28 protein-coding genes and 1 other annotated feature are annotated in these 23,963 nt (G+C 46.9%); all 28 genes read right to left on the minus strand.

Features of this window, described 5'->3' with window-relative positions:
* Window positions 1–10: 10 nt before the first annotated feature.
* Complete coding sequence (gene rpmC, locus KNQ05_RS14835) at window positions 11–214, minus strand: 50S ribosomal protein L29 (RefSeq protein ID WP_012369017.1); 204 nt, start codon at window positions 212–214, stop codon at window positions 11–13.
* Window positions 201–638 (minus strand): 50S ribosomal protein L16, encoded by a 438-nt coding sequence (gene rplP, locus KNQ05_RS14840; protein ID WP_012369016.1) that lies wholly within the window; start codon window positions 636–638, stop codon window positions 201–203. The genes rpmC and rplP overlap by 14 nt, the downstream gene beginning before the upstream one ends.
* A gap of 33 nt (window positions 639–671) precedes the next feature.
* Window positions 672–1,328, minus strand: a complete 657-nt coding sequence (rpsC, locus tag KNQ05_RS14845; protein ID WP_026834299.1) for a 30S ribosomal protein S3 — start codon at window positions 1,326–1,328, stop codon at window positions 672–674.
* 12 nt (window positions 1,329–1,340) lie between these two features.
* A complete protein-coding gene (gene rplV / locus KNQ05_RS14850) occupies window positions 1,341–1,673 on the minus strand; it encodes a 50S ribosomal protein L22 (protein ID WP_029332264.1) in 333 nt (110 codons plus the stop codon).
* Window positions 1,674–1,693: 20 nt separating this feature from the next.
* The gene (gene rpsS, locus KNQ05_RS14855) at window positions 1,694–1,972 is read right to left on the minus strand and encodes a 30S ribosomal protein S19 (RefSeq protein WP_012369013.1); all 279 of its coding nucleotides are present in this window, start codon (window positions 1,970–1,972) and stop codon (window positions 1,694–1,696) included.
* A 63-nt stretch (window positions 1,973–2,035) separates the two neighbouring features.
* Window positions 2,036–2,866, minus strand: a complete 831-nt coding sequence (gene rplB / locus KNQ05_RS14860) for a 50S ribosomal protein L2 (RefSeq protein WP_029332262.1) — start codon at window positions 2,864–2,866, stop codon at window positions 2,036–2,038.
* Between the two features lie 32 nt (window positions 2,867–2,898).
* The gene (rplW, locus tag KNQ05_RS14865) at window positions 2,899–3,183 is read right to left on the minus strand and encodes a 50S ribosomal protein L23 (RefSeq protein ID WP_029332261.1); all 285 of its coding nucleotides are present in this window, start codon (window positions 3,181–3,183) and stop codon (window positions 2,899–2,901) included.
* Window positions 3,183–3,806 (minus strand): 50S ribosomal protein L4, encoded by a 624-nt coding sequence (gene rplD, locus KNQ05_RS14870; protein ID WP_029332260.1) that lies wholly within the window; start codon window positions 3,804–3,806, stop codon window positions 3,183–3,185. The genes rplW and rplD overlap by 1 nt, the downstream gene beginning before the upstream one ends.
* Window positions 3,807–3,835: 29 nt before the next feature.
* Window positions 3,836–4,462 (minus strand): 50S ribosomal protein L3, encoded by a 627-nt coding sequence (gene rplC / locus KNQ05_RS14875; RefSeq protein WP_029332259.1) that lies wholly within the window; start codon window positions 4,460–4,462, stop codon window positions 3,836–3,838.
* A 68-nt stretch (window positions 4,463–4,530) separates the two neighbouring features.
* Window positions 4,531–4,839, minus strand: a complete 309-nt coding sequence (gene rpsJ / locus KNQ05_RS14880; protein WP_029332258.1) for a 30S ribosomal protein S10 — start codon at window positions 4,837–4,839, stop codon at window positions 4,531–4,533.
* A 316-nt stretch (window positions 4,840–5,155) separates the two neighbouring features.
* The gene (gene tuf, locus KNQ05_RS14885) at window positions 5,156–6,343 is read right to left on the minus strand and encodes an elongation factor Tu (protein ID WP_088836007.1); all 1,188 of its coding nucleotides are present in this window, start codon (window positions 6,341–6,343) and stop codon (window positions 5,156–5,158) included.
* 117 nt (window positions 6,344–6,460) lie between these two features.
* Window positions 6,461–8,539: an elongation factor G gene (gene fusA / locus KNQ05_RS14890; RefSeq protein WP_029332256.1), complete on the minus strand. Its 2,079-nt coding sequence runs from the start codon at window positions 8,537–8,539 to the stop codon at window positions 6,461–6,463.
* A 124-nt stretch (window positions 8,540–8,663) separates the two neighbouring features.
* On the minus strand, window positions 8,664–9,134 hold the full coding sequence (gene rpsG, locus KNQ05_RS14895) for a 30S ribosomal protein S7 (protein WP_023466623.1): 471 nt from the start codon (window positions 9,132–9,134) through the stop codon (window positions 8,664–8,666).
* A gap of 49 nt (window positions 9,135–9,183) precedes the next feature.
* Window positions 9,184–9,606: a 30S ribosomal protein S12 gene (gene rpsL / locus KNQ05_RS14900; RefSeq protein WP_012369004.1), complete on the minus strand. Its 423-nt coding sequence runs from the start codon at window positions 9,604–9,606 to the stop codon at window positions 9,184–9,186.
* 125 nt (window positions 9,607–9,731) lie between these two features.
* Entirely contained in the window at window positions 9,732–9,983 is a 252-nt protein-coding gene (locus tag KNQ05_RS14905) for a ribosomal L7Ae/L30e/S12e/Gadd45 family protein (RefSeq protein WP_088836006.1), read from the minus strand.
* A gap of 80 nt (window positions 9,984–10,063) precedes the next feature.
* Complete coding sequence (gene rpoC / locus KNQ05_RS14910) at window positions 10,064–13,663, minus strand: DNA-directed RNA polymerase subunit beta' (RefSeq protein WP_088836005.1); 3,600 nt, start codon at window positions 13,661–13,663, stop codon at window positions 10,064–10,066.
* 20 nt (window positions 13,664–13,683) lie between these two features.
* A complete protein-coding gene (gene rpoB / locus KNQ05_RS14915) occupies window positions 13,684–17,241 on the minus strand; it encodes a DNA-directed RNA polymerase subunit beta (protein ID WP_088838389.1) in 3,558 nt (1,185 codons plus the stop codon).
* 231 nt (window positions 17,242–17,472) lie between these two features.
* Window positions 17,473–18,069 carry a class I SAM-dependent methyltransferase gene (locus KNQ05_RS14920; RefSeq protein WP_088836004.1) on the minus strand — a complete coding sequence of 199 codons (597 nt, stop codon included), beginning with the start codon at window positions 18,067–18,069 and terminating at the stop codon, window positions 17,473–17,475.
* Between the two features lie 81 nt (window positions 18,070–18,150).
* The gene (gene rplL / locus KNQ05_RS14925; protein WP_214767887.1) at window positions 18,151–18,516 is read right to left on the minus strand and encodes a 50S ribosomal protein L7/L12; all 366 of its coding nucleotides are present in this window, start codon (window positions 18,514–18,516) and stop codon (window positions 18,151–18,153) included.
* A gap of 76 nt (window positions 18,517–18,592) precedes the next feature.
* Window positions 18,593–19,099, minus strand: coding sequence for a 50S ribosomal protein L10 (rplJ, locus tag KNQ05_RS14930; protein WP_029332251.1), 507 nt, complete (start codon window positions 19,097–19,099; stop codon window positions 18,593–18,595).
* Between the two features lie 50 nt (window positions 19,100–19,149).
* Window positions 19,150–19,304 (minus strand) — a sequence feature (ribosomal protein L10 leader region).
* Between the two features lie 54 nt (window positions 19,305–19,358).
* Window positions 19,359–20,045 (minus strand): 50S ribosomal protein L1, encoded by a 687-nt coding sequence (gene rplA, locus KNQ05_RS14935; RefSeq protein ID WP_029332250.1) that lies wholly within the window; start codon window positions 20,043–20,045, stop codon window positions 19,359–19,361.
* Between the two features lie 117 nt (window positions 20,046–20,162).
* Window positions 20,163–20,588, minus strand: coding sequence for a 50S ribosomal protein L11 (gene rplK / locus KNQ05_RS14940; RefSeq protein ID WP_012368996.1), 426 nt, complete (start codon window positions 20,586–20,588; stop codon window positions 20,163–20,165).
* A gap of 149 nt (window positions 20,589–20,737) precedes the next feature.
* Window positions 20,738–21,289 carry a transcription termination/antitermination protein NusG gene (gene nusG, locus KNQ05_RS14945; RefSeq protein WP_088836003.1) on the minus strand — a complete coding sequence of 184 codons (552 nt, stop codon included), beginning with the start codon at window positions 21,287–21,289 and terminating at the stop codon, window positions 20,738–20,740.
* An 18-nt stretch (window positions 21,290–21,307) separates the two neighbouring features.
* Window positions 21,308–21,478, minus strand: coding sequence for a preprotein translocase subunit SecE (gene secE / locus KNQ05_RS14950; protein WP_029332248.1), 171 nt, complete (start codon window positions 21,476–21,478; stop codon window positions 21,308–21,310).
* Window positions 21,479–21,522: 44 nt separating this feature from the next.
* Window positions 21,523–21,669, minus strand: a complete 147-nt coding sequence (gene rpmG / locus KNQ05_RS14955) for a 50S ribosomal protein L33 (protein ID WP_029332247.1) — start codon at window positions 21,667–21,669, stop codon at window positions 21,523–21,525.
* A 156-nt stretch (window positions 21,670–21,825) separates the two neighbouring features.
* On the minus strand, window positions 21,826–22,470 hold the full coding sequence (gene sigH, locus KNQ05_RS14960; RefSeq protein WP_088836002.1) for an RNA polymerase sporulation sigma factor SigH: 645 nt from the start codon (window positions 22,468–22,470) through the stop codon (window positions 21,826–21,828).
* Window positions 22,471–22,649: 179 nt separating this feature from the next.
* The gene (locus tag KNQ05_RS14965) at window positions 22,650–23,180 is read right to left on the minus strand and encodes an NYN domain-containing protein (RefSeq protein ID WP_088836001.1); all 531 of its coding nucleotides are present in this window, start codon (window positions 23,178–23,180) and stop codon (window positions 22,650–22,652) included.
* Complete coding sequence (gene rlmB / locus KNQ05_RS14970) at window positions 23,177–23,938, minus strand: 23S rRNA (guanosine(2251)-2'-O)-methyltransferase RlmB (RefSeq protein WP_088838388.1); 762 nt, start codon at window positions 23,936–23,938, stop codon at window positions 23,177–23,179. Before rlmB ends, KNQ05_RS14965 begins: the two co-directional genes overlap by 4 nt.
* Window positions 23,939–23,963 lie beyond the last annotated feature (25 nt).

A 23,963-nucleotide genomic window follows, 5' to 3' on the forward strand; every position in this document is an offset into this window, starting at 1 on the left:
TCCGAGTGAATTATGCGTTGTTGATGCCGAGTTCGCGTTCACGAAGAACGGTTTTCGCGCGTGCAATCGACTTGCGCACTTCACGGATACGAGCAGGGTTCTCAAGCTGACCAGTCGCGAGTTGGAAACGAAGGTTGAACAACTCTTCTTTCCACGAACCGACTTTACCGTTGAGCTCTTCTGTAGTTTGCTGACGGAGATCAGTTGCTTTCATTCGTATCACCACCATTTTCTTCACGTTTTACGAACTTACATTTTACTGGAAGTTTGTGTGATGCAAGACGGAGAGCTTCGCGTGCGATCTCTTCCGATACTCCTGCGATTTCGAACATTACTTTCCCCGGTTTAACGACTGCAACCCAGCCCTCCGGAGCACCTTTACCTGAACCCATTCGGACTTCAAGAGGTTTTTTAGTGTATGGTTTATGTGGGAAAATCTTGATCCACACTTTACCACCACGTTTCATATAACGAGTCATCGCGATACGCGCTGATTCGATTTGACGGCTAGTGATCCAGCTAGCTTCTTGAGCTTGGATACCGAACTCGCCGAAGTGTACTGTAGTACCACGTTTCGCTTTACCACGCATGTTGCCGCGGTGAACACGACGATATTTTACACGTTTTGGTAACAACATGTTGTGTTGCCTCCTTCCCTAGACGGATGTGGATTATTGTTCGTTAGATGCTGCTTTTTTAGTAGGAAGCACTTCACCGTGGTGGAGCCATACTTTTACGCCAATTTTGCCGTAAGTTGTATCAGCTTCAGCAGTACCGTAATCGATGTCTGCACGGAGTGTATGAAGTGGAACTGTTCCTTCTGAATACTTCTCTGAACGAGCGATATCAGCGCCACCAAGACGACCAGAAACTTCAGTCTTGATTCCTTTGATACCTGAACGCATAGAACGTTGGATTGATTGCTTCATTGCACGACGGAAAGATACGCGGCCTTCAAGTTGGCGAGCGATGTTTTCAGCGACAAGTTTAGCAACTGCATCCGGGTTTTTCACTTCAACGACGTTAACGTGAACGCGTTTGCCTTTTGCAAGGTTAGTGATGTCTGTACGAAGTGTTTCGATTTCAGAACCGCCTTTACCGATAACCATACCAGGTTTAGCAGTGTGAAGTGAAATGTTCAAGCGGTTTGCAGCGCGCTCGATTTCAATTTTAGAAACACTAGCGTCTTTAAGACGTTTTTCGATATATTCACGAACTACGTAGTCTTCATGAAGGAGATCAGCATAGTCTTTATCTGCGAACCAACGTGATTCCCAGTCTTTGATGATACCTACGCGAAGACCAGTTGGGTTAATCTTCTGACCCACGGTAATCCCTCCTTATTTTTCAGATACCACGATGTGAACGTGGCTCGTACGTTTGTTGATACGGCTTGCGCGACCCATTGCACGTGGGCGGAAACGTTTGAGCGTTGGACCTTCGTTGACGTAAGCCTCTGTTACTACGAGGTTTTCGATGTTCATGTCGAAGTTGTGCTCAGCGTTCGCGATTGCCGATTTCAATGCTTTTTCAACGATTGGCGTTGCTGCCTTGTTCGTGTAAGCAAGAATCGAAAGAGCTTCGCCGATTTGCTTCCCGCGGATTAAGTCTACTACGAGACGTGCCTTACGAGGAGCAATGCGAACCATATTAGCCGATGCTTTTGATTGCATAATGAGTACCTCCCCTCAGATTAACGTTTCGTCTTCTTATCGTTACCAGCATGTCCTTTATAAGAACGCGTTGGCGCGAATTCACCAAGTTTGTGACCGACCATATCTTCTGTCACGTAAACCGGTACGTGTTTACGACCATCGTAGACAGCGATCGTGTGACCGATGAACTCTGGGAAGATTGTCGAGCGGCGTGACCAAGTTTTGATAACATGCTTGTCACCAGCTTCGTTGGCTTTATCAACCTTAGCGAGCAAATGGTGATCTGCAAATGGACCTTTTTTCAAGCTGCGACCCATAGTTGTACCTCCCTTTGGCATGATTCAGGAACGGTTCCTACGAACCGTTCAGAAATCACGTAATTATTTTTTAGAACGGCGGACGATGTATTTATCGCTCGCTTTGTTTTTCTTACGAGTTTTGTATCCGAGTGCCGGTTTACCCCAAGGAGTAAGTGGGCCCGAACGACCGATTGGAGCACGTCCTTCACCACCACCGTGTGGGTGATCAACTGGGTTCATTACAGAACCACGAACTGTAGGACGTTTTCCGAGCCAGCGTGAACGACCAGCTTTACCGATATTGACGAGCTCATGCTCTTCATTACCGACAGCGCCGATTGTAGCACGGCAAGTAGCAAGGATCATACGTGTTTCGCCTGATTGAAGACGAACAATCGCGTATTTACCATCTTTACCGAGAAGCTGAGCAGAAGTACCAGCTGAACGTACCAACTGACCACCTTTACCAGGCTTAAGTTCGATGTTGTGGATCAACGTACCAACTGGGATGTTTACAAGCGGAAGAGCGTTACCGACTTTAATGTCAGCTTCTGCTCCTGACATGATTTGCATGTCAACTTTCAATCCTTTAGGTGCGAGGATGTAGCGTTTTTCACCATCGATGTAGTGTACAAGAGCGATGTTTGCAGAGCGGTTCGGATCGTACTCGATTGTAGCGATACGGCCAGCGATGCCATCCTTGTTACGTTTGAAGTCGATGATACGGTATTTACGTTTGTGTCCGCCACCTTGGTGACGTACTGTCAAGCGACCTTGGTTGTTACGTCCGCCCTTTTTCGAAAGCTTTTCAGTTAACGATTTTTCAGGACGTGAAGCCGTAATTTCAGCAAAGTCGAGTGCAGTCATGTTACGACGACCGTTAGTGGTCGGTTTAAACTTTTTAATTCCCATCGAGAGTTCCCTCCTTTTCTACAGAGTACCGATTAACCGAGGTAATCGAGTTCTTTGCTATCTGCAGTAAGCGTGACGACCGCTTTTTTGCGGCGTGCTGTGTAACCAGCGTGACGACCTACGCGTTTTGCTTTTGGTTTTGAGATAAGTGTGTTGATTTTTTCAACTTTAACGCCGAAGATCGCTTCAACAGCATCTTTAATTTGAGTCTTAGATGCCTTCACGTCTACTTCGAACGTGTACTTTTTCTCAGCCATTTGGTTCACTGAGCGTTCAGTAATTACAGGACGTTTGATAATGTCGTGTGTATGTGCCATTATGCAAGCACCTCCTCTACTCTCGCAACTGCATCCTTCGTGAAGATGACTTTGTCGTGTCCGACAAGATCAAGGACGTTTACTCCAGCAGCGTCAACGACTGTGACACCAGGAATGTTGCGTGTTGAAAGAACGACTGTCTCGTTGTAATCAGCAGTAACGACAAGAACTTTACGTTCGATTGAAAGAGCAGCGAAGACCGAAATCATATCTTTTGTTTTCGGAGCATCGATTGTCAAACCTTCAAGAACGATGAACTCGTTGTTAGCGACTTTCGAAGAAAGTGCTGAACGTAATGCGAGACGACGAACCTTTTTAGGAAGTTTATAAGCGTACGAACGTGGTGTTGGACCGAAGACTGTTCCACCGCCAACCCATTGTGGCGAACGGATCGAACCTTGGCGTGCACGACCAGTACCTTTTTGTTTCCATGGTTTACGGCCGCCACCGCGAACTTCCGAGCGACCTTTTGTATCATGTGTACCTTGGCGACGTGAAGCTTGTTGCATGACGATTGCATCGTATACGACTGCTTCGTTTGGCTCGATTCCGAAAACGGCATCTGCGAGCTCAATATCTCCAACTTGTGTACCTGTTTGGTTAAGCAAAGCTACTTTAGGCATTCGTTATTCCTCCTTTCCTTGCAAACGGATTAGTTGCCTTTAACCGCAGTTTTGACGACAACTTGGCTCTTACGTGCGCCTGGGATAGCACCCTTGACGAGGAGTAAGCCACGTTCTACATCAACTTTTACGATTTCAAGGTTTTGAACAGTGATTTGTTCTCCACCCATGCGTCCTGGGAGCAATTTCCCTTTGAATACACGGTTTGGAGCGACAGGACCCATTGAACCTGGGCGACGGTGGTAACGCGAACCGTGAGCCATTGGACCACGTGATTGGTTGTGACGCTTGATTGCTCCAGCGAAACCTTTACCTTTCGACGTACCTGTTACATCAACCATTTCGCCTGCAGCGAAAGTATCTGCTTTAATCTCTTGACCGATTTCGAAATCTGTTACAGATGTACGGATTTCTTTAATGAAGCGCTTAGGTGTCGCACTTGCTTTCGCAGCGTGACCTTTTTGCGGTTTGTTTTGACGACCTTCTTTGATATCACCAAAGCCGAGTTGGACTGCTTCGTAACCGTCCACTTCCATTGTCTTCAATTGAAGAACAACGTTACCTTCTACTGAAACGACAGTAACTGGTACTACTTCGCCTGACTCGTTGAAGATTTGTGTCATACCGAGTTTAGTTCCTAAGATTCCTTTAGCCATGAGATACACCTCCTAATATTGAATGATTTTGATCTTCTGGCTAGTATCAACTATTTATAGAAGAAAAATTAAAGTTTGATTTCAATGTCAACGCCCGACGGAAGTTCAAGACGCATAAGCGCATCAACTGTTTTCGGTGTTGGGTTAACGATGTCGATCAAACGTTTGTGTGTACGCATTTCGAACTGCTCACGAGCATCTTTGTACTTGTGAACGGCACGAAGTACTGTGTAGATCGCTTTCTCCGTTGGGAGTGGGATCGGTCCAGATACAGTAGCACCAGAACGTTTTGCTGTGTCGACAATCTTCTCAGCCGATTGATCAAGCACGCGGTGATCGTATGCTTTCAAACGGATCCGAATTTTTTCATTTGCCATGTTGTTTCCCTCCTTTTCGCCTATTTCGTAAATAGACATTCTCCGCGGAAATTTCCACACTAGCCATGGCAATGCCGCCTGGTGTGTCATAACCTCCCGCTTCATCGCGTTGTGTTTGTGACCAACATATTCTAGTTTACTTAATTCCAAGCAAGAATGCAAGCAAAATAAATTAGAACTTGTTTTCAAGTCTCTCACCACTCGCACAAACACTTTCCTCAGTATATAAGATGTCTGACCATGTTGCAAGACTGTTTTTCAGAAAACAAAAAAAGGTCTTCCGTCACGGGAGACGGAAGACCTTTTTGCTTAAAAATTACTCAACGATTTCTGTAACTGATCCAGCGCCTACTGTACGGCCACCTTCACGGATTGAGAAACGAGTTTCTTTTTCAAGAGCGATTGGTGCGATGAGTTCAACAGTCAATTCGATGTTGTCCCCAGGCATAACCATTTCAGTACCTTCAGGAAGTTGGCACATACCAGTTACGTCAGTTGTACGGAAGTAGAACTGTGGACGGTAGTTACCGAAGAATGGCGTATGACGGCCACCCTCTTCTTTTGAAAGGATGTAAACTTGCGCTTTGAAAGTTTTGTGCGGTGTGATTGTGTTTGGTTTCGCGAGAACTTGTCCACGCTCGATGTCGTCACGTGATACACCACGAAGAAGAGCTCCGATGTTGTCGCCAGCTTCAGCATAGTCAAGAAGCTTACGGAACATTTCTACACCAGTACATACTGATTTTTTAGTTTCTTCGTGAAGACCAACGATTTCGATCTCGTCGTTGACTTTAAGAACTCCACGCTCAACGCGGCCAGTAGCTACTGTACCACGACCAGTGATTGAGAAAACATCCTCAACTGGCATCATGAAGTCTTTTTCAGTGTCGCGAGTTGGCTCAGGGATGTACTCATCAACAGCTGTCATGAGTTCCATGATTTTTTCTTCCCATTTAGCTTCGCCGTTAAGCGCGCCGAGAGCAGATCCTTGGATAACTGGGAGGTCATCGCCTGGGAAGTCATACTCAGAAAGAAGTTCGCGGATTTCCATTTCAACGAGTTCAAGAAGCTCTTCGTCGTCAACCATGTCGACTTTGTTCATGAATACTACGATGAAAGGAACACCTACTTGACGTGAAAGCAAGATGTGCTCACGTGTTTGTGGCATTGGACCGTCAGTTGCAGAAACAACGAGGATCGCGCCGTCCATTTGTGCAGCACCAGTGATCATGTTTTTAACATAGTCAGCGTGACCTGGGCAGTCAACGTGTGCATAGTGGCGTTTTTCTGTTTCGTACTCGATGTGAGCTGTTGCGATAGTGATACCGCGCTCGCGCTCTTCTGGAGCACCATCGATTTGGTCAAACTTAGTTGCAGCTTTACCTTGTGATTTTGCAAGTACAGCTGAGATAGCTGCTGTTAAAGTTGTTTTACCGTGGTCGACGTGGCCAATTGTACCAACGTTAACGTGCGGTTTAGAACGGTCGAATTTTTCTTTACCCATTCTGAATTCCTCCTCTATGTGTCTAATAATTTTTTATAACTAGGAAGGTGAATCGTCGAATAACGTACACCTTCCTTAGCTTACACTAATCAAATAATCGTGACAACCTGTGAAGGATTAGCCGTTTGATTTTTTGATGATTTCTTCAGCAACTGATTTCGGTACTTCTTCGTAGTGATCGAAGTGCATTGAGTACGTACCGCGACCTTGTGTGCGCGAACGAAGTCCTGTTGCATATCCGAACATTTCCGAAAGTGGAATCATCGAGCGAACGACTTGTGCGTTCCCACGAGCTTCCATACCTTCAACGCGTCCACGGCGTGACGTAACGTCACCCATGATGTCTCCCATGTATTCGTCTGGGATGACGATTTCAACTTTCATCATTGGCTCAAGGATAACAGCGCCGCTCTTATCTTTAAGTTGTTTGACTGCCATTGAAGCCGCGATTTTAAATGCCATCTCGTTTGAGTCGACATCGTGGTATGAACCGAAAACGAGTGCTGCTTTAACGTCAACTACTGGATAACCAGCAAGGATACCGTTTTGAAGTGCTTCTTCGATTCCGTTTTCAACCGCTGGGATGTATTCACGCGGAACAACACCACCGACGATTTTGTTGTTGAACTCGAAGCCAGCACCTTCTTCGTTCGGCTCGAATTCTACGACGACGTGACCATACTGACCACGACCACCTGATTGACGAGCGAACTTAGAATCGATTTTCGCCGCTTGGCGAATCGTTTCACGGTAAGCTACTTGTGGAGCACCAACGTTAGCTTCGACTTTGAACTCGCGACGCATACGGTCAACGATGATGTCGAGGTGAAGCTCACCCATACCTGAGATGATCGTTTGACCAGTCTCTGGGTTTGTTTCAGTGCGGAACGTTGGATCCTCTTCAGCAAGCTTAGCAAGTGCTTGACCCATTTTATCTTGGTCGGCTTTCGTTTTTGGTTCGATTGCGACCGAGATAACTGGTTCTGGGAATGTCATTGATTCGAGAACGACGTTGTCTTTCTCAGAACAAAGCGTATCACCAGTAGTCGTATCTTTAAGACCTACAGCTGCAGCGATGTCACCAGCGAAGACCATTGGGATCTCCTCACGGCTGTTCGCGTGCATTTGAAGGATACGTCCAAGACGCTCACGTTTACCTTTTGTTGAGTTCTTAACGTATGATCCTGCCGAAGCTGTACCAGAGTACACACGGAAGAACGTTAATTTACCAACATACGGGTCAGTCATAACTTTGAATGCAAGTGCAGAGAACGGCGCTTCGTCAGTAGACTCACGAACGATCTCTTCATCTGTATCCATGTTAATTCCTGTGATTGCTTTTACGTCGACTGGTGATGGGAGGTAGTCAAGGACTGCGTCAAGCATAAGCTGGACACCTTTGTTCTTGAATGCCGAACCAACGAGTACAGGGTAGAAATCAACTGTAAGAGTCGCTTTACGGATACCCGCTTTTAACTCTTCGATTGAAATTTCCTCGCCCTCGAGGTATTTCATCATCATTTCTTCTTCGTAATCCGCAACTGCTTCGATTAATGATGCACGAAGTTCTTCAGCTTCGTCTGCGAATTCTGCAGGGAAACCATCCGTTACTTCGATATCAGTACCGATGTCGTTACCATACATGTACGTTTTCTTTTCAACGAGGTCGATGATTCCTTTGAATTCATCTTCAGCGCCGATTGGAATTTGGATTGCGTGTGCGTTCGCTTGAAGGCGATCGCGGAGCGTTCCGACCGAGTACAGGAAGTCTGCACCGATTTTATCCATTTTGTTTACGAAAACGATACGTGGTACGCCGTAAGTTGTAGCTTGGCGCCATACTGTCTCAGTTTGTGGCTCAACACCAGACTGAGCATCAAGTACTGCAACCGCACCATCAAGTACACGGAGTGAACGTTCAACTTCAACAGTGAAGTCTACGTGTCCAGGAGTATCGATGATGTTTACGCGGTTACCTTTCCATTGTGCAGTTGTTGCTGCCGATGTAATCGTGATTCCACGTTCTTGCTCTTGCTCCATCCAGTCCATTTGTGAAGCACCTTCGTGCGTTTCACCAATTTTGTGGATACGACCCGTGTAATAGAGGATACGCTCAGTCGTTGTTGTTTTACCAGCATCGATGTGGGCCATGATCCCGATATTACGGGTGTTCTTAAGGGAGAATTCTCTTGCCATCTTTAAACATTCTCCTTTCGCATTTTAATTTAGTGTCCGTGTGTTGCCACACGTCATGACTATACCCGAAAGCCACCTCATATTTCCATACAAAATGGCATAGATGAGGTGGTTATTTCCGGATTTACCAGCGGTAGTGAGCAAACGCTTTGTTCGCTTCCGCCATTTTGTGCATATCTTCGCGCTTCTTAACAGAAGCACCAGTGTTGTTTGCAGCGTCCATGATTTCATTAGCAAGACGAGCATCCATAGTTTTCTCGTTACGGAGACGTGAGTAGTTCACGAGGTAACGAAGTGCGAGTGTCGTACGGCGCTCAGGGCGGACTTCGACAGGAACTTGATAGTTAGCTCCACCTACACGGCGTGCTTTTACTTCAAGAACTGGCATGATGTTGTTCATCGCCTCTTCAAAAACTTCCATTGCATCGCGACCTGAACGTTCAGCGATAGTTTCGAAAGCTTTGTATAAGATTTGTTGAGCAGTACCTTTTTTACCATCTAACATAAGACGGTTGATAAGGCGGGTAACGAGTTTAGAGTTGTAGATCGGATCAGCCATTACATCACGACGTTCTGCTTGACCTTTACGTGGCATTCCGAGTCCCTCCTTTCATATAGTGAGGTGATATCTTCAGATATCTAGATTATTTTTTTGCTGCTTTTGGACGTTTAGTACCATATTTCGAGCGACCTTGCATACGGCCGTCAACTCCAGCTGTATCAAGTGCACCACGAACGATGTGATAACGTACCCCTGGTAAGTCTTTTACGCGGCCTCCGCGAATAAGAACAACACTGTGTTCTTGCAAGTTGTGGCCGATACCTGGGATGTAAGCTGTTACTTCCATTGTGTTCGTCAAGCGTACACGTGCGTACTTACGAAGAGCCGAGTTCGGTTTCTTCGGAGTCATTGTACCTACACGAGTACAAACACCACGTTTTTGTGGTGAGCTGATGTCAGTACGAGCTTTAATGAAGCTGTTGTACCCTTTGTTCAGCGCTGGCGAATCTGATTTCACAACTTTTGATTGACGTCCTTTACGGACCAATTGATTGATAGTAGGCATCTTTGAGATCCTCCCTTCCTGAATTCATGACAAGTTTCAAAACCACCGAGCCGGGTGGTTCATCGAAAGTCATAATGAAACGTTTTGCGTGGCTCAGGCATTCCATCGCCACACAAAACGTATTATCAAACTTTCTTAATGGCAACAGCAGTTGCCGCGACATCGATTCCACAAACCTTACCAAGCTCAAGCTTAGAAGGCACGTTCACAACCGGAACGTTAGCTTGTTTCGCCGCATCGAGCAATGCTTGTTTTACGTGTTCATCTGCGTCATCCGCGATGATCACTTCCGACGCCTTGCCAGATCGCAATGCTTTGAGCGTTTGCTTTTGACCGACAAACTTCAAATCTGCGCCGACTACTTTTTTGTAAGACATGAAGATATCCTCCAAAATAACACGGCCGGTTGGCAACACTATATCATAGTAGCACCGCCATACCGACGTGTCAAGGCGTTTTATTCTACAGGAGAATCTGCTTCTACAGGTGCTTCACCAGCTACTTCGAGTCCGATTTGACGGTAACGTGTCATTCCTGTACCAGCTGGAACTAGTTTACCGATAATAACGTTCTCTTTCAAGCCGCGAAGGTAGTCGCTCTTCCCTTTGATTGCTGCATCCGTAAGGACACGAGTAGTTTCCTGGAACGAAGCAGCTGATAGGAACGAGTCTGTCTCAAGCGATGCTTTTGTAATACCAAGGAGAACTGGTTTAGCGGAAGCGAGTGCTTTTCCTGCACGGAGCGCTTCTTTACATGCTTCTTTAAAGGTACTGATATCAACGAGTGAACCAGGGAGAAGTGTTGTCTCACCTGACTCGATGACGCGAACGCGGCGGATCATTTGACGAACCATGACCTCGACGTGCTTGTCACCGATTTCAACTCCTTGCATCCGGTATACTTTTTGAACTTCCTGAAGAAGGTAGTTCTGAACACCAGATACACCTTTAACGTTTAAGAGTTCTTTCGGATCAATCGATCCTTCTGTGAACACTTGACCGGCAATGACTTCTTCACCGAGTTGAACACGAAGACGCGATCCGAATGGAATCGTGTATGTGCGTGTTTCGCTCAGACCTTGAATCGTCAATTCACGTTTGTCACGCGACTCTGTAAAGTCGATGACTTGTCCGTCGATTTCCGAGATGACCGCTTGACCTTTCGGATTACGGGCCTCGAACAACTCTTGGATACGTGGAAGACCTTGCGTGATATCATCTCCGGCAACCCCACCTGTGTGGAAGGTACGCATTGTAAGCTGCGTTCCTGGCTCACCGATTGATTGTGCCGCAATGATTCCGACTGCTTCACCGACTTCAACATCGTTACCCGTTGCAAGGTTACGTCCGTAACATTTCTTACAGACACCATGACTCGTGTTACAAGTGAAGGCAGTACGAATTTCAACGTTGTCGATACCAGCGTCCGTAATTGTACGCGCGATATCTTCGTCGATGAGTTCGTTAACAGAAACAAGAACTTCTCCCGTTTCCGGGTGAACGACTTTTTCGAATGCCGTACGTCCGACGAGTCGGTCGTAAAGACTTTCGATTTCTTCCGTTCCTTCGCGAAGAGCCATGACACGGATACCACGATCCGTTCCACAATCATCTTCACGAATGATAACATCTTGCGCTACATCAACGAGACGACGAGTCAGGTAACCTGAATCGGCAGTTTTCAAGGCTGTATCGGCAAGACCTTTACGCGCACCGTGCGTCGAGATGAAGTATTCCTGAACCGTCAGACCCTCACGGAACGAAGATTTGATTGGGAGCTCGATGATCCGTCCACTTGGAGCGGCCATGAGTCCACGCATCCCTGCAAGCTGCGTAAAGTTTGATGCGTTACCACGGGCACCAGAGTCACTCATCATGAAGATCGGGTTTAGACGGTTGAGGGATTTCATCAGACGAGACTGAATTTCATCCTTCGCGTCGTTCCACGACTTGACGACACGCTCATAGCGCTCGTCTTCCGTGATGAGACCACGGCGGTACGATTTCATAACGCGATCCACGTTATCTTGTGCTTCGACCAGGATTTCCTGTTTGTCCGGGAGTACGATGATATCCGAGATACCAACCGTGATACCGGCACGTGTCGAGTGTTTGAAACCAAGGTTTTTCATGCGGTCGAGCATACGGCTCGTCTCCGTCGTTTCGAAACGTTTGAAGACTTCCGCGATGACATTTCCAAGGAATCCTTTTTTGAATGGCTCAATGATTGGACGGTTCTTGATTTCAGCAGCAACATCCGTTCCATTTTCAAGGAAGTACTTCTCAGGCGTTGCTTCCTGTAAGTTACTCATTGTTGGCTCATTCAAGTATGGGAAAGTCGTTGGGAGGATCTCGTTGAAGATCAACTTACCGACAGTCGTAACCAATAATTTCTCGTTTTGTGATTCTGTAAACGTCGGGTTCTTAAGAACGCCGGCAGGAATCGCAACACGTGAATGGAAGTGAACATACCCGTTTTGGTAGGCGATGAGTGCTTCATTCACAGTCGAGAAGATTTTACCTTCACCGATCGCGTTTTCGCGTTCGAGTGTGAGGTAATAGTTACCGAGGACCATATCCTGCGATGGTGTAACAACAGGCTTACCGTCTTTCGGGTTCAAGATGTTTTGTGCAGCGAGCATGAGAAGACGTGCTTCTGCTTGTGCTTCTGCAGAAAGTGGTACGTGGACCGCCATTTGGTCACCATCGAAATCGGCGTTGTAAGCCGTACATACGAGTGGGTGTAGGCGAATCGCGCGACCCTCGACAAGTGTTGGTTCGAACGCCTGAATACCGAGACGGTGAAGTGTCGGTGCACGGTTCAAGAGAACCGGATGCTCGCGGATGACTTCTTCAAGTACATCCCAGATTTCAGGTTGAACGCGTTCGATTTTACGTTTCGCACTCTTAATGTTTGGTGCGATACCACGTGAAACGAGTTCTTTCATAACAAACGGTTTGAAGAGCTCAAGGGCCATTTCTTTTGGAAGACCACATTGATACATCTTCAAGTTTGGACCAACGACGATAACCGAACGACCAGAGTAGTCGACACGTTTACCGAGTAAGTTTTGACGGAAACGTCCTTGTTTCCCTTTCAACATATGTGAAAGAGATTTAAGTGGACGGTTACCTGGTCCAGTGACCGGACGGCCACGACGACCATTATCGATCAAGGCATCAACCGCTTCTTGTAACATCCGTTTTTCATTCTGAACGATGATGTTCGGAGCGCCAAGGTCAAGAAGACGCTTGAGACGGTTGTTACGGTTGATAACACGACGGTATAAATCGTTTAAATCTGATGTCGCGAAACGTCCACCATCAAGCTGGACCATCGGACGAAGTTCCGGCGGGATGACTGGCAATACTTCGAGAACCATCCATTCCGGGTTGTTGCCTGAGTTGCGGAAAGCATCTAAGACTTCAAGACGTTTGATCGCACGTGTACGACGTTGTCCTTGAATCATTCGAAGGTCTTCACGTAAACCAGCTACTTCTTTTTCGAGTTCAACGTCGCGGAGCAATTTACGAACTGCTTCCGCACCCATTTCAGCTGTGAATGAGCTACCGAATTTCTCACGGTATGCACGGTATTCTTTTTCTGAAAGGAGTTGTTTTTTCTCGAGTGTCGACTCGCCCGGATCTGTAACGACGTACGATGCGAAGTAAATGATCTCTTCGAGCGCACGTGGTGACATATCTAAGACAAGACCCATACGACTTGGGATTCCTTTGAAGTACCAAATGTGCGAAACCGGTGCTGCGAGCTCAATGTGACCCATGCGCTCACGACGGACTTTCGACTTCGTGACTTCAACGCCACAGCGGTCACAAATGATTCCTTTATAACGGATTCGTTTGTATTTCCCACAGTAACATTCCCAGTCTTTCGTTGGACCAAAAATCCGTTCACAGAACAAGCCGTCTTTCTCTGGCTTGAGCGTACGATAGTTGATCGTCTCCGGCTTTTTCACTTCCCCGAAAGACCACGAACGGATCTTTTCGGGGGAAGCGAGGCCGATTTTCATATATTCAAATCTATTAACATCTACCAAGGGGTGGACCTCCCTTTCGCTTATTCCTCTTCAGTAACAACTGGTGCGACAGGCGCTTGAACTTCTTCGAGTGCTGGAGTCGCGTTCGGGATGTTGTCCTCGTCGTCGTCCTTCATTTCGATCTCTTCGTCCTCAGCAGACATCATCTTAACGTCCATACCAAGTGATTGAAGTTCTTTAATGAGAACTCGGAACGATTCCGGTACGCCCGGTTGCGGTACATTTTCGCCTTTAACGATCGCTTCATACGCTTTAACACGACCGATCGTATCATCCGATTTGATCGTTAAGATCTCTTGGAGTGTATACGCGGCACCATATGCTTCAAGTGCCCAAACTTCCATCTCTCCGAAACGCTGTCCACCGAACTGGGCTTTACCACCGAGCGGCTGTTGCGTAACGAGTGAGTAAGGACCCGTCGAACGTGCGTGAAGCTTATCATCGACCATGTGGGCGAGTTTAATCATATACATGACACCGACCGAGATGCGGTTATCAAACGCTTCACCTGAACGACCGTCATAAAGAACAGTCTTCGCGTCGCGATCCATACCGGCTTCTTCAATCGTTGCCCAAACATCTTCCTCACGTGCACCATCAAATACCGGTGATGCGACTTTGATTCCGAGTTGGCGTGCAGCCATACCAAGGTGAAGCTCGAGCAACTGCCCGATGTTCATCCGTGATGGTACACCAAGTGGGTTCAACATGATGTCGATTGGTGTGCCGTCTGGCATGTACGGCATGTCTTCTTCTGGCAAGATACGTGAGATAACACCTTTGTTACCGTGACGACCTGCCATTTTATCTCCTTCGTGAATCTTACGTTTTTGAACGATGTACGCACGGATCAACTGGTTGACACCAGGAGATAGTTCGTCGCCGTTATCACGATCGAAGATTTTGACGTCAAGGATGATACCGTCGCCGCCGTGTGGTACACGGAGTGATGTATCACGCACTTCACGTGCTTTTTCACCGAAGATCGCATGTAACAGACGTTCTTCAGCTGTCAATTCCGTTACGCCCTTAGGTGTAACTTTACCGACTAAGATATCCCCATCTTTTACTTCAGCACCGACACGAATGATTCCGCGGTCGTCGAGGTTTTTCAGGGCGTCGTCACCGACGTTCGGAATATCACGAGTGATTTCTTCCGGTCCGAGTTTTGTATCGCGTGATTCACATTCGTATTCCTCAATGTGGATCGATGTGTAGACATCATCTTTCACAAGACGTTCGCTCATGATGACGGCATCCTCGTAGTTGTAACCATCCCATGTCATGAAACCGACGAGTACGTTACGACCGAGCGCAAGTTCCCCACCGTCCATTGATGGACCATCTGCAAGAATCTCGCCTTTATCGACAGGATCGCCTGCTTTGATGATTGGTTTTTGGTTATAGCACGTTCCTTGGTTAGAACGAATGAATTTTTGGATTTTATAACGATCAAGTTCACCTTGAACGATGTTGCCATCGACTTCCGTCGTACGACGGACAAGGATTTCACGAGCCGTTACGCGCTCAGCGATACCAGAGTGTTTTGCAACAACGGCAGCTCCTGAGTCTTTCGCAGACACGTACTCCATCCCAGTTCCAACAATCGGAGATTCTGGATCGAGAAGTGGTACGGCCTGACGTTGCATGTTCGCTCCCATGAGGGCACGGTTCGAGTCATCGTTCTCAAGGAACGGAATACATGCTGTCGCTGCCGAAACAACCTGTTTCGGAGAAACATCCATGTAATCGACACGTGATGGCTCAACAGACAAGTTTTGTCCACGGAAACGTGATAGGACGTGTGTATCTTGGAACGTCTTCTCTTCCGTCAACAACATGTTTGCCTGCGCAACGACGTAGAGATCTTCTTCGTCTGCCGTCATGTAGTGAATTTCATCCGTGACAACACCCGTTTCCGGATTGACACGGCGGTATGGTGCTTCGATGAAACCATACTCATTGACTTTCGCGAACGAAGACAGTGAGTTGATCAAACCGATGTTTGGTCCCTCTGGCGTTTCGATTGGACACATACGGGAATAATGCGAGTAGTGAACATCTCGAACTTCAAAGCCAGCACGCTCACGTGTCAAACCACCGGGTCCGAGAGCAGATAGACGACGTTTGTGCGTCAACTCAGCGAGCGGGTTTGTTTGGTCCATGAACTGTGATAACTGTGAGCTACCGAAGAACTCTTTAATTGACGCGATAACAGGACGAATGTTGATCAATGCCTGTGGCGTGATCGCATTCTGATCTTGAATCGACATACGTTCCTTAACGACACGTTCCATACGTGAAAGACCAATACGGAACTGGTTTTGGAGCAATTCACCGACAGAACGGAGACGACGGTTACCGAGGTGGTCGATATCGTCTGTTGTTCCTACTTCATGCAACAAGTTGAAGAAGTAGTTGATTGCAGCAATCATGTCAGCAGGCGTAATGTGCTTGATGTCACGATCGATGTTACCGTTACCGATGATATTGATGATGCGTTCACCTTCAGCATCGTCCGGTGCGAACACCTTGATCGACTGTAAGTTGAAGGCTTCGCCTTGTGTTACGCCGCCAGTTGGCGTCGCTTCGATGTAACCGACAGATCCTTCAAGGAATGGCAAGACTTTGTCGAGCATACGACGGTCAAGAACCGTTCCAGCTTCTGCGATTACTTCACCTGTTTCAGGGTCAACGAGCGTTTCCGCAAGCTTTTGTCCGAACAGACGATTCTTCAGATGAAGCTTCTTATTGATTTTATAGCGACCAACGTTTGCCAAGTCGTAACGTTTCGGGTCGAAGAACCGTGACACGAGAAGTGCTTTCGCATTTTCAACTGTCGGTGGCTCACCCGGGCGTAGACGCTCATAGATTTCGATGAGGGCTTTTTCCGTTGATTCTGTATTATCTTTTTCAAGCGAATTCCGGAGGTACTCATCATCTCCAAGGAGATCGATGATTTCCTGATCCGTACCGAAACCAAGAGCACGTAAAAGAACCGTTACAGGAATCTTACGCGTGCGGTCGATTCGGACATATACGATATCTTTCGCATCTGTCTCAAGTTCGAGCCATGCTCCACGGTTCGGGATGACCGTTGCCGAGAATCCACGTTTACCGTTCTTATCTAACTTATTGTTGTAATACACACTTGGCGAACGAACAAGCTGAGAAACGATAACTCGTTCCGCACCATTAATAATGAATGTTCCCGACTCCGTCATAAGCGGGAAGTCACCCATGAAGACTTCTTGTTCCTTCAATTCACCCGTCTCTTTGTTTTGAAGACGGACTTTAACGCGCAGTGGTGCCGAATAGGTCACGTCGCGTTCTTTCGATTCATCAATCGAATACTTCGGCTCACCGAGCGAGTAATCGATGAATTCTAATACGAGATTTCCTGTGAAGTCGGAAATCGGCGAAATGTCATGAAACATCTCACGAAGACCTTCCCGTAGGAACCATTCGTATGAATTCGTTTGAATCTCAATTAGATTTGGAAGTTCTAATACTTCGCTGATACGTGCATAGCTTCTTCTCTGACGGTGACGACCGTACTGAACAAGTTGACCAGTCAACTGATTCACCTCTCAGACCCACTTCTTCTTCTAGAGAAGGACGGGTGTAATATCGAACATTGAAGCCATTTTTTGACCGATAAGCGCAAAAAAGCGACGTCTTGTCTACTCAATCATCTGTAGTCGAGAACGCCAGCTACTTTCAACCTGCTTATCCAAAAATCACTCCAATGGCATTTTATAATACTATCATAGACACAACACAAGGTCAACGACAAATCACCCGATTTGTCAAGACCGAATTGATTTAAATATTGAATACCCTTTATCGCGGGTTACTGTCTCGCAAGAACCGAAGACTTCTTCCATCAGTTTCTTCGCTGATGGTCCCCCTTGTTTTTTCTGAATGACGACCCAGAGGGCGCCCCCTACTACGAGGTGATCATAAGCTTCACGTAAAATCCGATGAACAACTGCTTTTCCTGCCCGAATCGGTGGATTCGTCACGATCGCTGCAAATGTCTCATCACCTACGCCAACATACCCGTCACTTACACCGGTCGTCACGGAAACACCATTCGCACGTGCATTTTCAGCCGCTAGTTCAAGTGCCCGTTCGTTAACATCAACGAGTTTCGCGTCACGCCCGGTCGCTTTTGCCAGTGAAATCCCCATCGGTCCATATCCGCAACCGACATCTAGAATCGCACCCGGTACATCCGGCTCAACGAATGCCTCAATCAATAGACGCGAACCAAAGTCGACGCCACCTTTTGAGAACACACCGTGGTCCGATGTGAAGCGGAACGTTTCGCCGCGTAGGACGAACTCCCATGATTTCGGATCTCGTTTTGAGGAGGGATCATTCGTATAATAATGGTCTGCCATGTTTCCTTCCCCTCTCTTGATTAAAGATGAAAACAAAAGAAGCCCGCAAAGCGAGCTTCTTTTGTCTGCGGAAGAAGAAAATTACTTAACTTCTACGCTTGCGCCAGCTTCTTCAAGCTTAGCTTTGATTGCGTCAGCGTCTTCTTTCGAAACGCCTTCTTTAACTGGAGCCGGAGTTCCGTCAACGAGTGCTTTCGCTTCTTTAAGACCGAGGCCTGTCAATTCGCGAACTGCTTTGATGACGTTGATTTTACCAGAACCTGCGTTAGTAAGGATTACGTCGAATTCAGTTTGCTCTTCAGCTGCTGCTGCGCCTGCACCTGCTGCTGCTACTGGAGCTGCTGCTGATACGCCGAATTCTTCTTCGATTGTTTTTACGAGTTCGTTAAGTTCAAGAACAGTCATGCCCTTGAGGTCTTCGATAAATTGCTCTTTGTTGAAAGCCATTATGGTTTTCCTCCTTTGATTTAGCCCACGTTGGGGTTTGAAAAATTGTGTGTTTGCCTATCCCGCTAAGCGGACATTAAGCAGATTGTTCTTCTTTTTGCTCTGCGATTGCGTTCGTTGCCACCGCGAGACCGCGGATTGGCGCTTGAAGCACGCTGAGGAGCATTGAAAGGAGACCTTCGCGTGATGGAAGTTCTGCAAGGGCTTTGACATCTTCTACTGAAGTGACTTTGCCTTCGATGATACCACCTTTAAGTTCGAGAGCCTTGTGTTCTTTAGAGAAGTTGTTCAAGATCTTAGCTGGCGCGATAACGTCTTCATTGCTGAATGCGATCGCACTAGGACCAGTGAATACTTCGTCAAGACCTTCAAGGTTGCTTTGAACTGCTGCGCGGCGAAGGAGACCGTTTTTGTAAACTTTGAATTCAACACCCGCTTCGCGGAGTTGTTTACGAAGTTCAGTGACTTCGTCTACTGTGAGACCACGGTAGTCGACGACGATTGTTCCAGCGCTCGCTTGCATTTTCTCAGCGATCTCAGATACGAGATCCGCTTTGACAGCGATAACTTTTTCGTTTGCCATTTCTGTTGCACCTCCTGGTAAATAAATTGTACCGGCGCGAGGGGCTGCTCGATTTCAAATAAAAAGCCTCCTTCTGCAGGGCAGAGGAGGCGTAATCGTCAAAAAGGATACCTGAACAAACAGGCTCTCTGAGCAAGAACACCTCGGAAGGGTTTAAGCTCAATCGATGAGCACCTTCTGTCTACGGTATGTCGAATATATCAACGTTTTATACTGTAACAGCGTTCTTAGAACGTTGTCAAGTTCGTTTTAGACGAAATTATTTCGCGAAGTCAGCTGAAGATACTTTAACACCAGGACCCATTGTAGAAGCGATCGCGATGTTTTTAAGGTAAACACCTTTAGCAGTAGCAGGCTTAACTTTTACGAGAGTTTCCATAACGGTAGTGATGTTTTCAACCAACTTCTCGTTATCGAATGATTTTTTACCGACAGGAACGTGGATGTTACCTGATTTGTCGACACGGTACTCAACTTTACCAGCTTTGATATCGTTGATTGCTTTTGTGACGTCAAATGTAACAGTTCCTGTTTTCGGGTTAGGCATGAGGCCTTTAGGTCCGAGAACACGACCGAGTTTACCAACTTCACCCATCATGTCAGGTGTCGCAACGATAACATCGAAGTCGAACCATCCTTTTTGGATTTTAGCGATATACTCAGAATCACCAGCGTAATCTGCTCCAGCAGCTTCCGCTTCTTTCAATTTCTCACCTTTCGCGAAGACGAGAACGCGTTGTGTTTTACCAGTACCGTGTGGCAATACGACTGCTCCACGGATTTGTTGATCTGCTTTCTTCGGATCGACTCCGAGACGAACAGCAAGTTCGATCGTTTCATCGAATTTCGCTGTTGCAGACTTTTTAGTTAAGTCTACAGCTTCAGCGAGTTCGTATGAAACCGTACGATCGATAAGTTTAGCAGCTTCTTTGTACTTCTTACCCATTTTAGGTTCCTCCTTTGTGGTTGTGCGGAAAATCCTCCCACATAATGAAAGGGTAGCAAGGCTTCAATTAACTATCCGCCTGCGACCCTCATCGTTGTTCATTGTAATTCGAAAGACTTAGTCTTCGATTACGATACCCATAGAACGTGCAGTACCTTCAACCATCAACATCGCTGTTTCAACAGATGCTGCGTTGAGGTCTGGCATTTTCGTTTCAGCGATTTCGCGAACTTTGTCACGTTTGACAGTCGCTACTTTCTTACGGTTAGGCTCGCCTGAACCGCTCTCGATTCCAGCTGCTTTCTTCAAGAGAACTGCTGCTGGTGGAGTTTTAGTAATAAACGTAAATGAACGATCTTCAAAAACCGTGATGACTACAGGGATAATCAAGCCGGCTTGGTCTTGTGTACGAGCGTTGAACTCTTTACAGAAGCCCATGATGTTCACACCTGCTTGACCGAGTGCCGGTCCAACTGGTGGAGCTGGGTTTGCTTTGCCCGCAGGAATTTGAAGTTTAACTAGTTTCATAACCTTCTTCGCCACGAGACACACCTCCTTAATTCTTTAATGTGGTTTAATTGGACGTTGCGCGTCCTCCCACTCATTCTATTCGACGAGTTATTTATCGAAATAAGCACAACATCAAACAGGAAAAATTGTACCATTAAAACAAAACATTCGCAATAGGAAACTTAATCGATTTTTTCAACTTGTGAAAAATCGAGTTCTACTTTCGTTTCGCGACCGAACATATCTACAGAAACTTTCATTTTTTCTGTTTCTGTATCAAGCTCTTCAACCGTTCCTTCAAGGTTCTCGAAGGCACCCTCTTTGATTCGGACGATTTGACCGAGTGAGTAGTCATAACGACTCTTCATGTCGACAAGTCCCATTGAACCAAGGATGTTTTCAGCTTCTTCAGGAAGAAGCGGCGTCGGTTTCGATCCACCACCCACTGAACCGAGGAATCCGGTTACGTTCGGTGTGTTACGAACAACATACCAAGAATCATCCGTCATGACCATTTCAACGAGGACATACCCCGGGAAAATCTTAACTTCACGCTCTTTGATTTTTGTTTCGCCTTTTTTATTCGTTACTTCTTCCTGTACCGTTTCAATCGGAACGAGTACACGGAAGATTTTCTCGTCCATGTTCATAGACTCGATCCGACGTTCAAGGTTAGCCTTGACGTTGTTTTCGAATCCAGAGTACGTTTGGACGACAAACCACTGTTTATCCATGGTACGCCACCTCTTCTTTTACTTAATCAACCAACTCATGAGTGCGCTGAGACCAGAATCGATACCAAAGATGAAGACGCCCATGAAGATAACCATACCGATTACCGTCAATGTGTACTTCGTCAATTCTTTTCGTTTTGGCCAGCTCGTCTTTTTCAGTTCATTCCATACGTCACGCAAAAATTTCATCGTACTTTCCCTCCAGGATGTATTAAATCGGGATAGATGAAGCCTTATTTCGCTTCTTTATGAATCGTATGCGCGTTACAACGCCGACAGAATTTTTTCAATTCCAAGCGGACTGTGACATCCTCTTTTTTCATCGTCGTATAATCGCGGGCACCGCAAATATCACAAGCAAGGCCTACTTTCTTCGCCATCTCAAAAGACCTCCTTCTTTGCCGCTCTCTCTCTCGAACGGAGGAGATTCCTCCAAAAAAGAGCGTAAAAAAAAACGCCTATGAGCGGCGTCTCGCTAGTAAGGCGCTATTTATACAGTAGCATACGGTAGTCGGATTGGTCAATCTACCTCGCGGTTAGACAATCAACTCACGTGCCTCGAGGTATCGCTCCAGTTTCCGTTTGACACGCTGTAACGCGTTATCAATTGATTTGACGTGGCGATCGAGATCATCCGAAATCTCTTGGTACGTTCTTCCGTCGAGATAAAGTGCCAACACTTTTCGTTCTAAGTCACTAAGAATTTCATCCATCTTCGTTTCGATGTCTGCATACTCTTCTCGGTTGACGATCAAGATTTGCGGATCCGATGGTGCCGTTGAAGTGATGATATCAAGCAACGTCCGTTCAGAAGATTCATCATCATAAATTGGTTTATCGAGCGAGATGTACGAATTGAGAGGAATATGTTTTTGACGGGTCGCCGTCTTGATTGCCGTGATCATTTGCCGTGTGATGCAGAGTTCGGCAAATCCTTTAAAAGAAGCCAACTTATCAGTCCGGTAGTCACGTACTGCTTTGTATAGGCCAATCATACCTTCTTGAATGATATCTTCGCGGTCCGCACCAATCAAAAAATATGACCGGGCCTTCGCACGTACGAAGTTACGATAGCGCTCGATCAAAAATTCAAGGGCATCGCTATTATCGAATACCTTCGCTTGTTCCACAAGCGCCTCATCAGACATGCACTCAAACTGGTCGAACGAAACCAAACTCATCCTTCATCCCTCCAAGCTTCTATGACGAACTAATCAATTGCCTACAATTATACAATAATTTCCTATCCTGCGACAGTGAAAATTGGCATGACCTCTTTTTATCTGTATTTCGCCCTTAAAAAAACCGCCTTCTCGACAGGTACGTCAAGAAAACGGTTTACTTTTAAGGGGAGACCCCCTTACTGATCTGAATTTTTTCTTCTTCGGATTTGTTCAAGCCGTTCGATGACATCTGCCGGCAAATCGATAGTCGACCGCGGTTTCTTGCTCGTCTTCGACATCGTCGTCTGTCCCTGAATGACGGCGACCGCTGCTTTCCAGTCCCGTCTCAACTCTTGTGCCGAGATGCGGAGTGCGCCGAGCGTAAAGATCACCCATTGTTCCGTGAAGTCGTTCGTCGCGACCGTCAGCTTGACACGGATGTCTTGTAACCACTCGGCTGCCGTTTTTTCTATCCATTCGTCAGCAGTTTCATTCTCGCGTGTATAAATGACCTCGAGTCCACTCTTTTTTAAGCGTGACTCGCGCCCCGGCTGAAGATAGGCATCAAAGACGATGGTGACACTAATTCCTGTCACTGCCTGATATTCCGCCATTGCATCGACCAATCGTTCCCGTGCTAATTCAAAATCTTGCTCCCGCAATGTCCGGAATTCCGGCCATGCGCCAATGATATTGTAGCCATCAACGATCAGACGGTCATATTTCATCGCGCGTACGGCTTTCTCGTCCGGTACACTTCATACAATAAGAGTGACGCGGCAACGGAAGCATTGAGTGACGTGACATGGCCCGCCATCGGAAGGTGGACAAGGAAATCACATTTCTCTCGGACGAGGCGACTCATCCCTTTTCCTTCACTACCAATGACGATTCCAAGCGGCATCGTTCCGTCAAGCGTCCGGTAATCATCACTTTCACGCGCATCCGTCCCGACGAACCAAAGTCCTTTTTTCTTGAGGTCTTCCATCGTCCGCGTTAAGTTCGTCACGCGAACGACCGGAATATGCTCGATTGCACCCGTCGATGCTTTTGCGACGACTTGTGTCAATCCGACCGAGCGCCGTTTCGGAATGATGACCCCGTGCGCACCGACAGCGTCTGCCGTCCGAAGAATCGAACCGAGGTTATGCGGGTCTTCCAGCTCGTCGAGTAAGACGATGAGTGGTGTCTCATCCTTCTTCTCTGCTAAGGCAAAGATATCGTCGAGTTCCGCGTATTCATAGGCGGCAACTGCCGCAACGACACCTTGGTGGTTGTCGCTTCCTGTCAGACCATGCAGTTTTGAACGGGGGACGATTTGAATTTGGACATTCGCTTCTTGCGCCATCGCATGGATGACGGCGAGTGGACCTTTTTGTTGACCTTCCTGGATAAAGAGTTTATTCATTTCGCGTCCACTTCGTAACGCTTCGAGAACGGGATTTCGTCCGTAAAGGAAATCCTGCCCTTCCGCGAGTGGTTCGATGACGACCGGGTCCTCTTGTTTCTTT

It is taken from the genome of Exiguobacterium sp. s125 (genome assembly GCF_018618605.1).
GTDB classification, from domain to species: Bacteria; Bacillota; Bacilli; order Exiguobacteriales; family Exiguobacteriaceae; genus Exiguobacterium_A; species Exiguobacterium_A oxidotolerans.

Coding starts and splice junctions, on each gene's coding strand:
- rpsG (WP_023466623.1), bottom strand. CDS start 9,134: ATGCCACGTAAAGGTCAAGCAGAACGTCGTGATGTAATGGCTGATCCG.
- rplL (WP_214767887.1), bottom strand. CDS start 18,516: ATGGCTTTCAACAAAGAGCAATTTATCGAAGACCTCAAGGGCATGACT.
- rplW (WP_029332261.1), bottom strand. CDS start 3,183: ATGGCACATACACACGACATTATCAAACGTCCTGTAATTACTGAACGC.
- rplJ (WP_029332251.1), bottom strand. CDS start 19,099: ATGGCAAACGAAAAAGTTATCGCTGTCAAAGCGGATCTCGTATCTGAG.
- rplB (WP_029332262.1), bottom strand. CDS start 2,866: ATGGGAATTAAAAAGTTTAAACCGACCACTAACGGTCGTCGTAACATG.
- rpsJ (WP_029332258.1), bottom strand. CDS start 4,839: ATGGCAAATGAAAAAATTCGGATCCGTTTGAAAGCATACGATCACCGC.
- rpmC (WP_012369017.1), bottom strand. CDS start 214: ATGAAAGCAACTGATCTCCGTCAGCAAACTACAGAAGAGCTCAACGGT.
- rplV (WP_029332264.1), bottom strand. CDS start 1,673: ATGCAATCAAAAGCATCGGCTAATATGGTTCGCATTGCTCCTCGTAAG.
- rpmG (WP_029332247.1), bottom strand. CDS start 21,669: ATGGCGAAGAAAGTAGGCCTTGCTTGTGATATTTGCGGTGCCCGCGAT.
- rplA (WP_029332250.1), bottom strand. CDS start 20,045: ATGGGTAAGAAGTACAAAGAAGCTGCTAAACTTATCGATCGTACGGTT.
- rplC (WP_029332259.1), bottom strand. CDS start 4,462: ATGGCTAAAGGAATCTTAGGAACTAAACTCGGTATGACACAAATCTTC.
- fusA (WP_029332256.1), bottom strand. CDS start 8,539: ATGGCAAGAGAATTCTCCCTTAAGAACACCCGTAATATCGGGATCATG.
- nusG (WP_088836003.1), bottom strand. CDS start 21,289: ATGGATAAACAGTGGTTTGTCGTCCAAACGTACTCTGGATTCGAAAAC.
- secE (WP_029332248.1), bottom strand. CDS start 21,478: ATGAAATTTTTGCGTGACGTATGGAATGAACTGAAAAAGACGAGCTGG.
- rplD (WP_029332260.1), bottom strand. CDS start 3,806: ATGCCTAAAGTAGCTTTGCTTAACCAAACAGGTACACAAGTTGGAGAT.
- KNQ05_RS14920 (WP_088836004.1), bottom strand. CDS start 18,069: ATGGCAGACCATTATTATACGAATGATCCCTCCTCAAAACGAGATCCG.
- KNQ05_RS14965 (WP_088836001.1), bottom strand. CDS start 23,180: ATGAAATATGACCGTCTGATCGTTGATGGCTACAATATCATTGGCGCA.
- sigH (WP_088836002.1), bottom strand. CDS start 22,470: ATGAGTTTGGTTTCGTTCGACCAGTTTGAGTGCATGTCTGATGAGGCG.
- rpsS (WP_012369013.1), bottom strand. CDS start 1,972: ATGGGTCGCAGCTTGAAAAAAGGTCCATTTGCAGATCACCATTTGCTC.
- rpsL (WP_012369004.1), bottom strand. CDS start 9,606: ATGCCTACTATCAATCAATTGGTCCGTAAAGGACGTCAATCAAAAGTT.
- KNQ05_RS14905 (WP_088836006.1), bottom strand. CDS start 9,983: ATGTCTTACAAAAAAGTAGTCGGCGCAGATTTGAAGTTTGTCGGTCAA.
- rplP (WP_012369016.1), bottom strand. CDS start 638: ATGTTGTTACCAAAACGTGTAAAATATCGTCGTGTTCACCGCGGCAAC.
- tuf (WP_088836007.1), bottom strand. CDS start 6,343: ATGGGTAAAGAAAAATTCGACCGTTCTAAACCGCACGTTAACGTTGGT.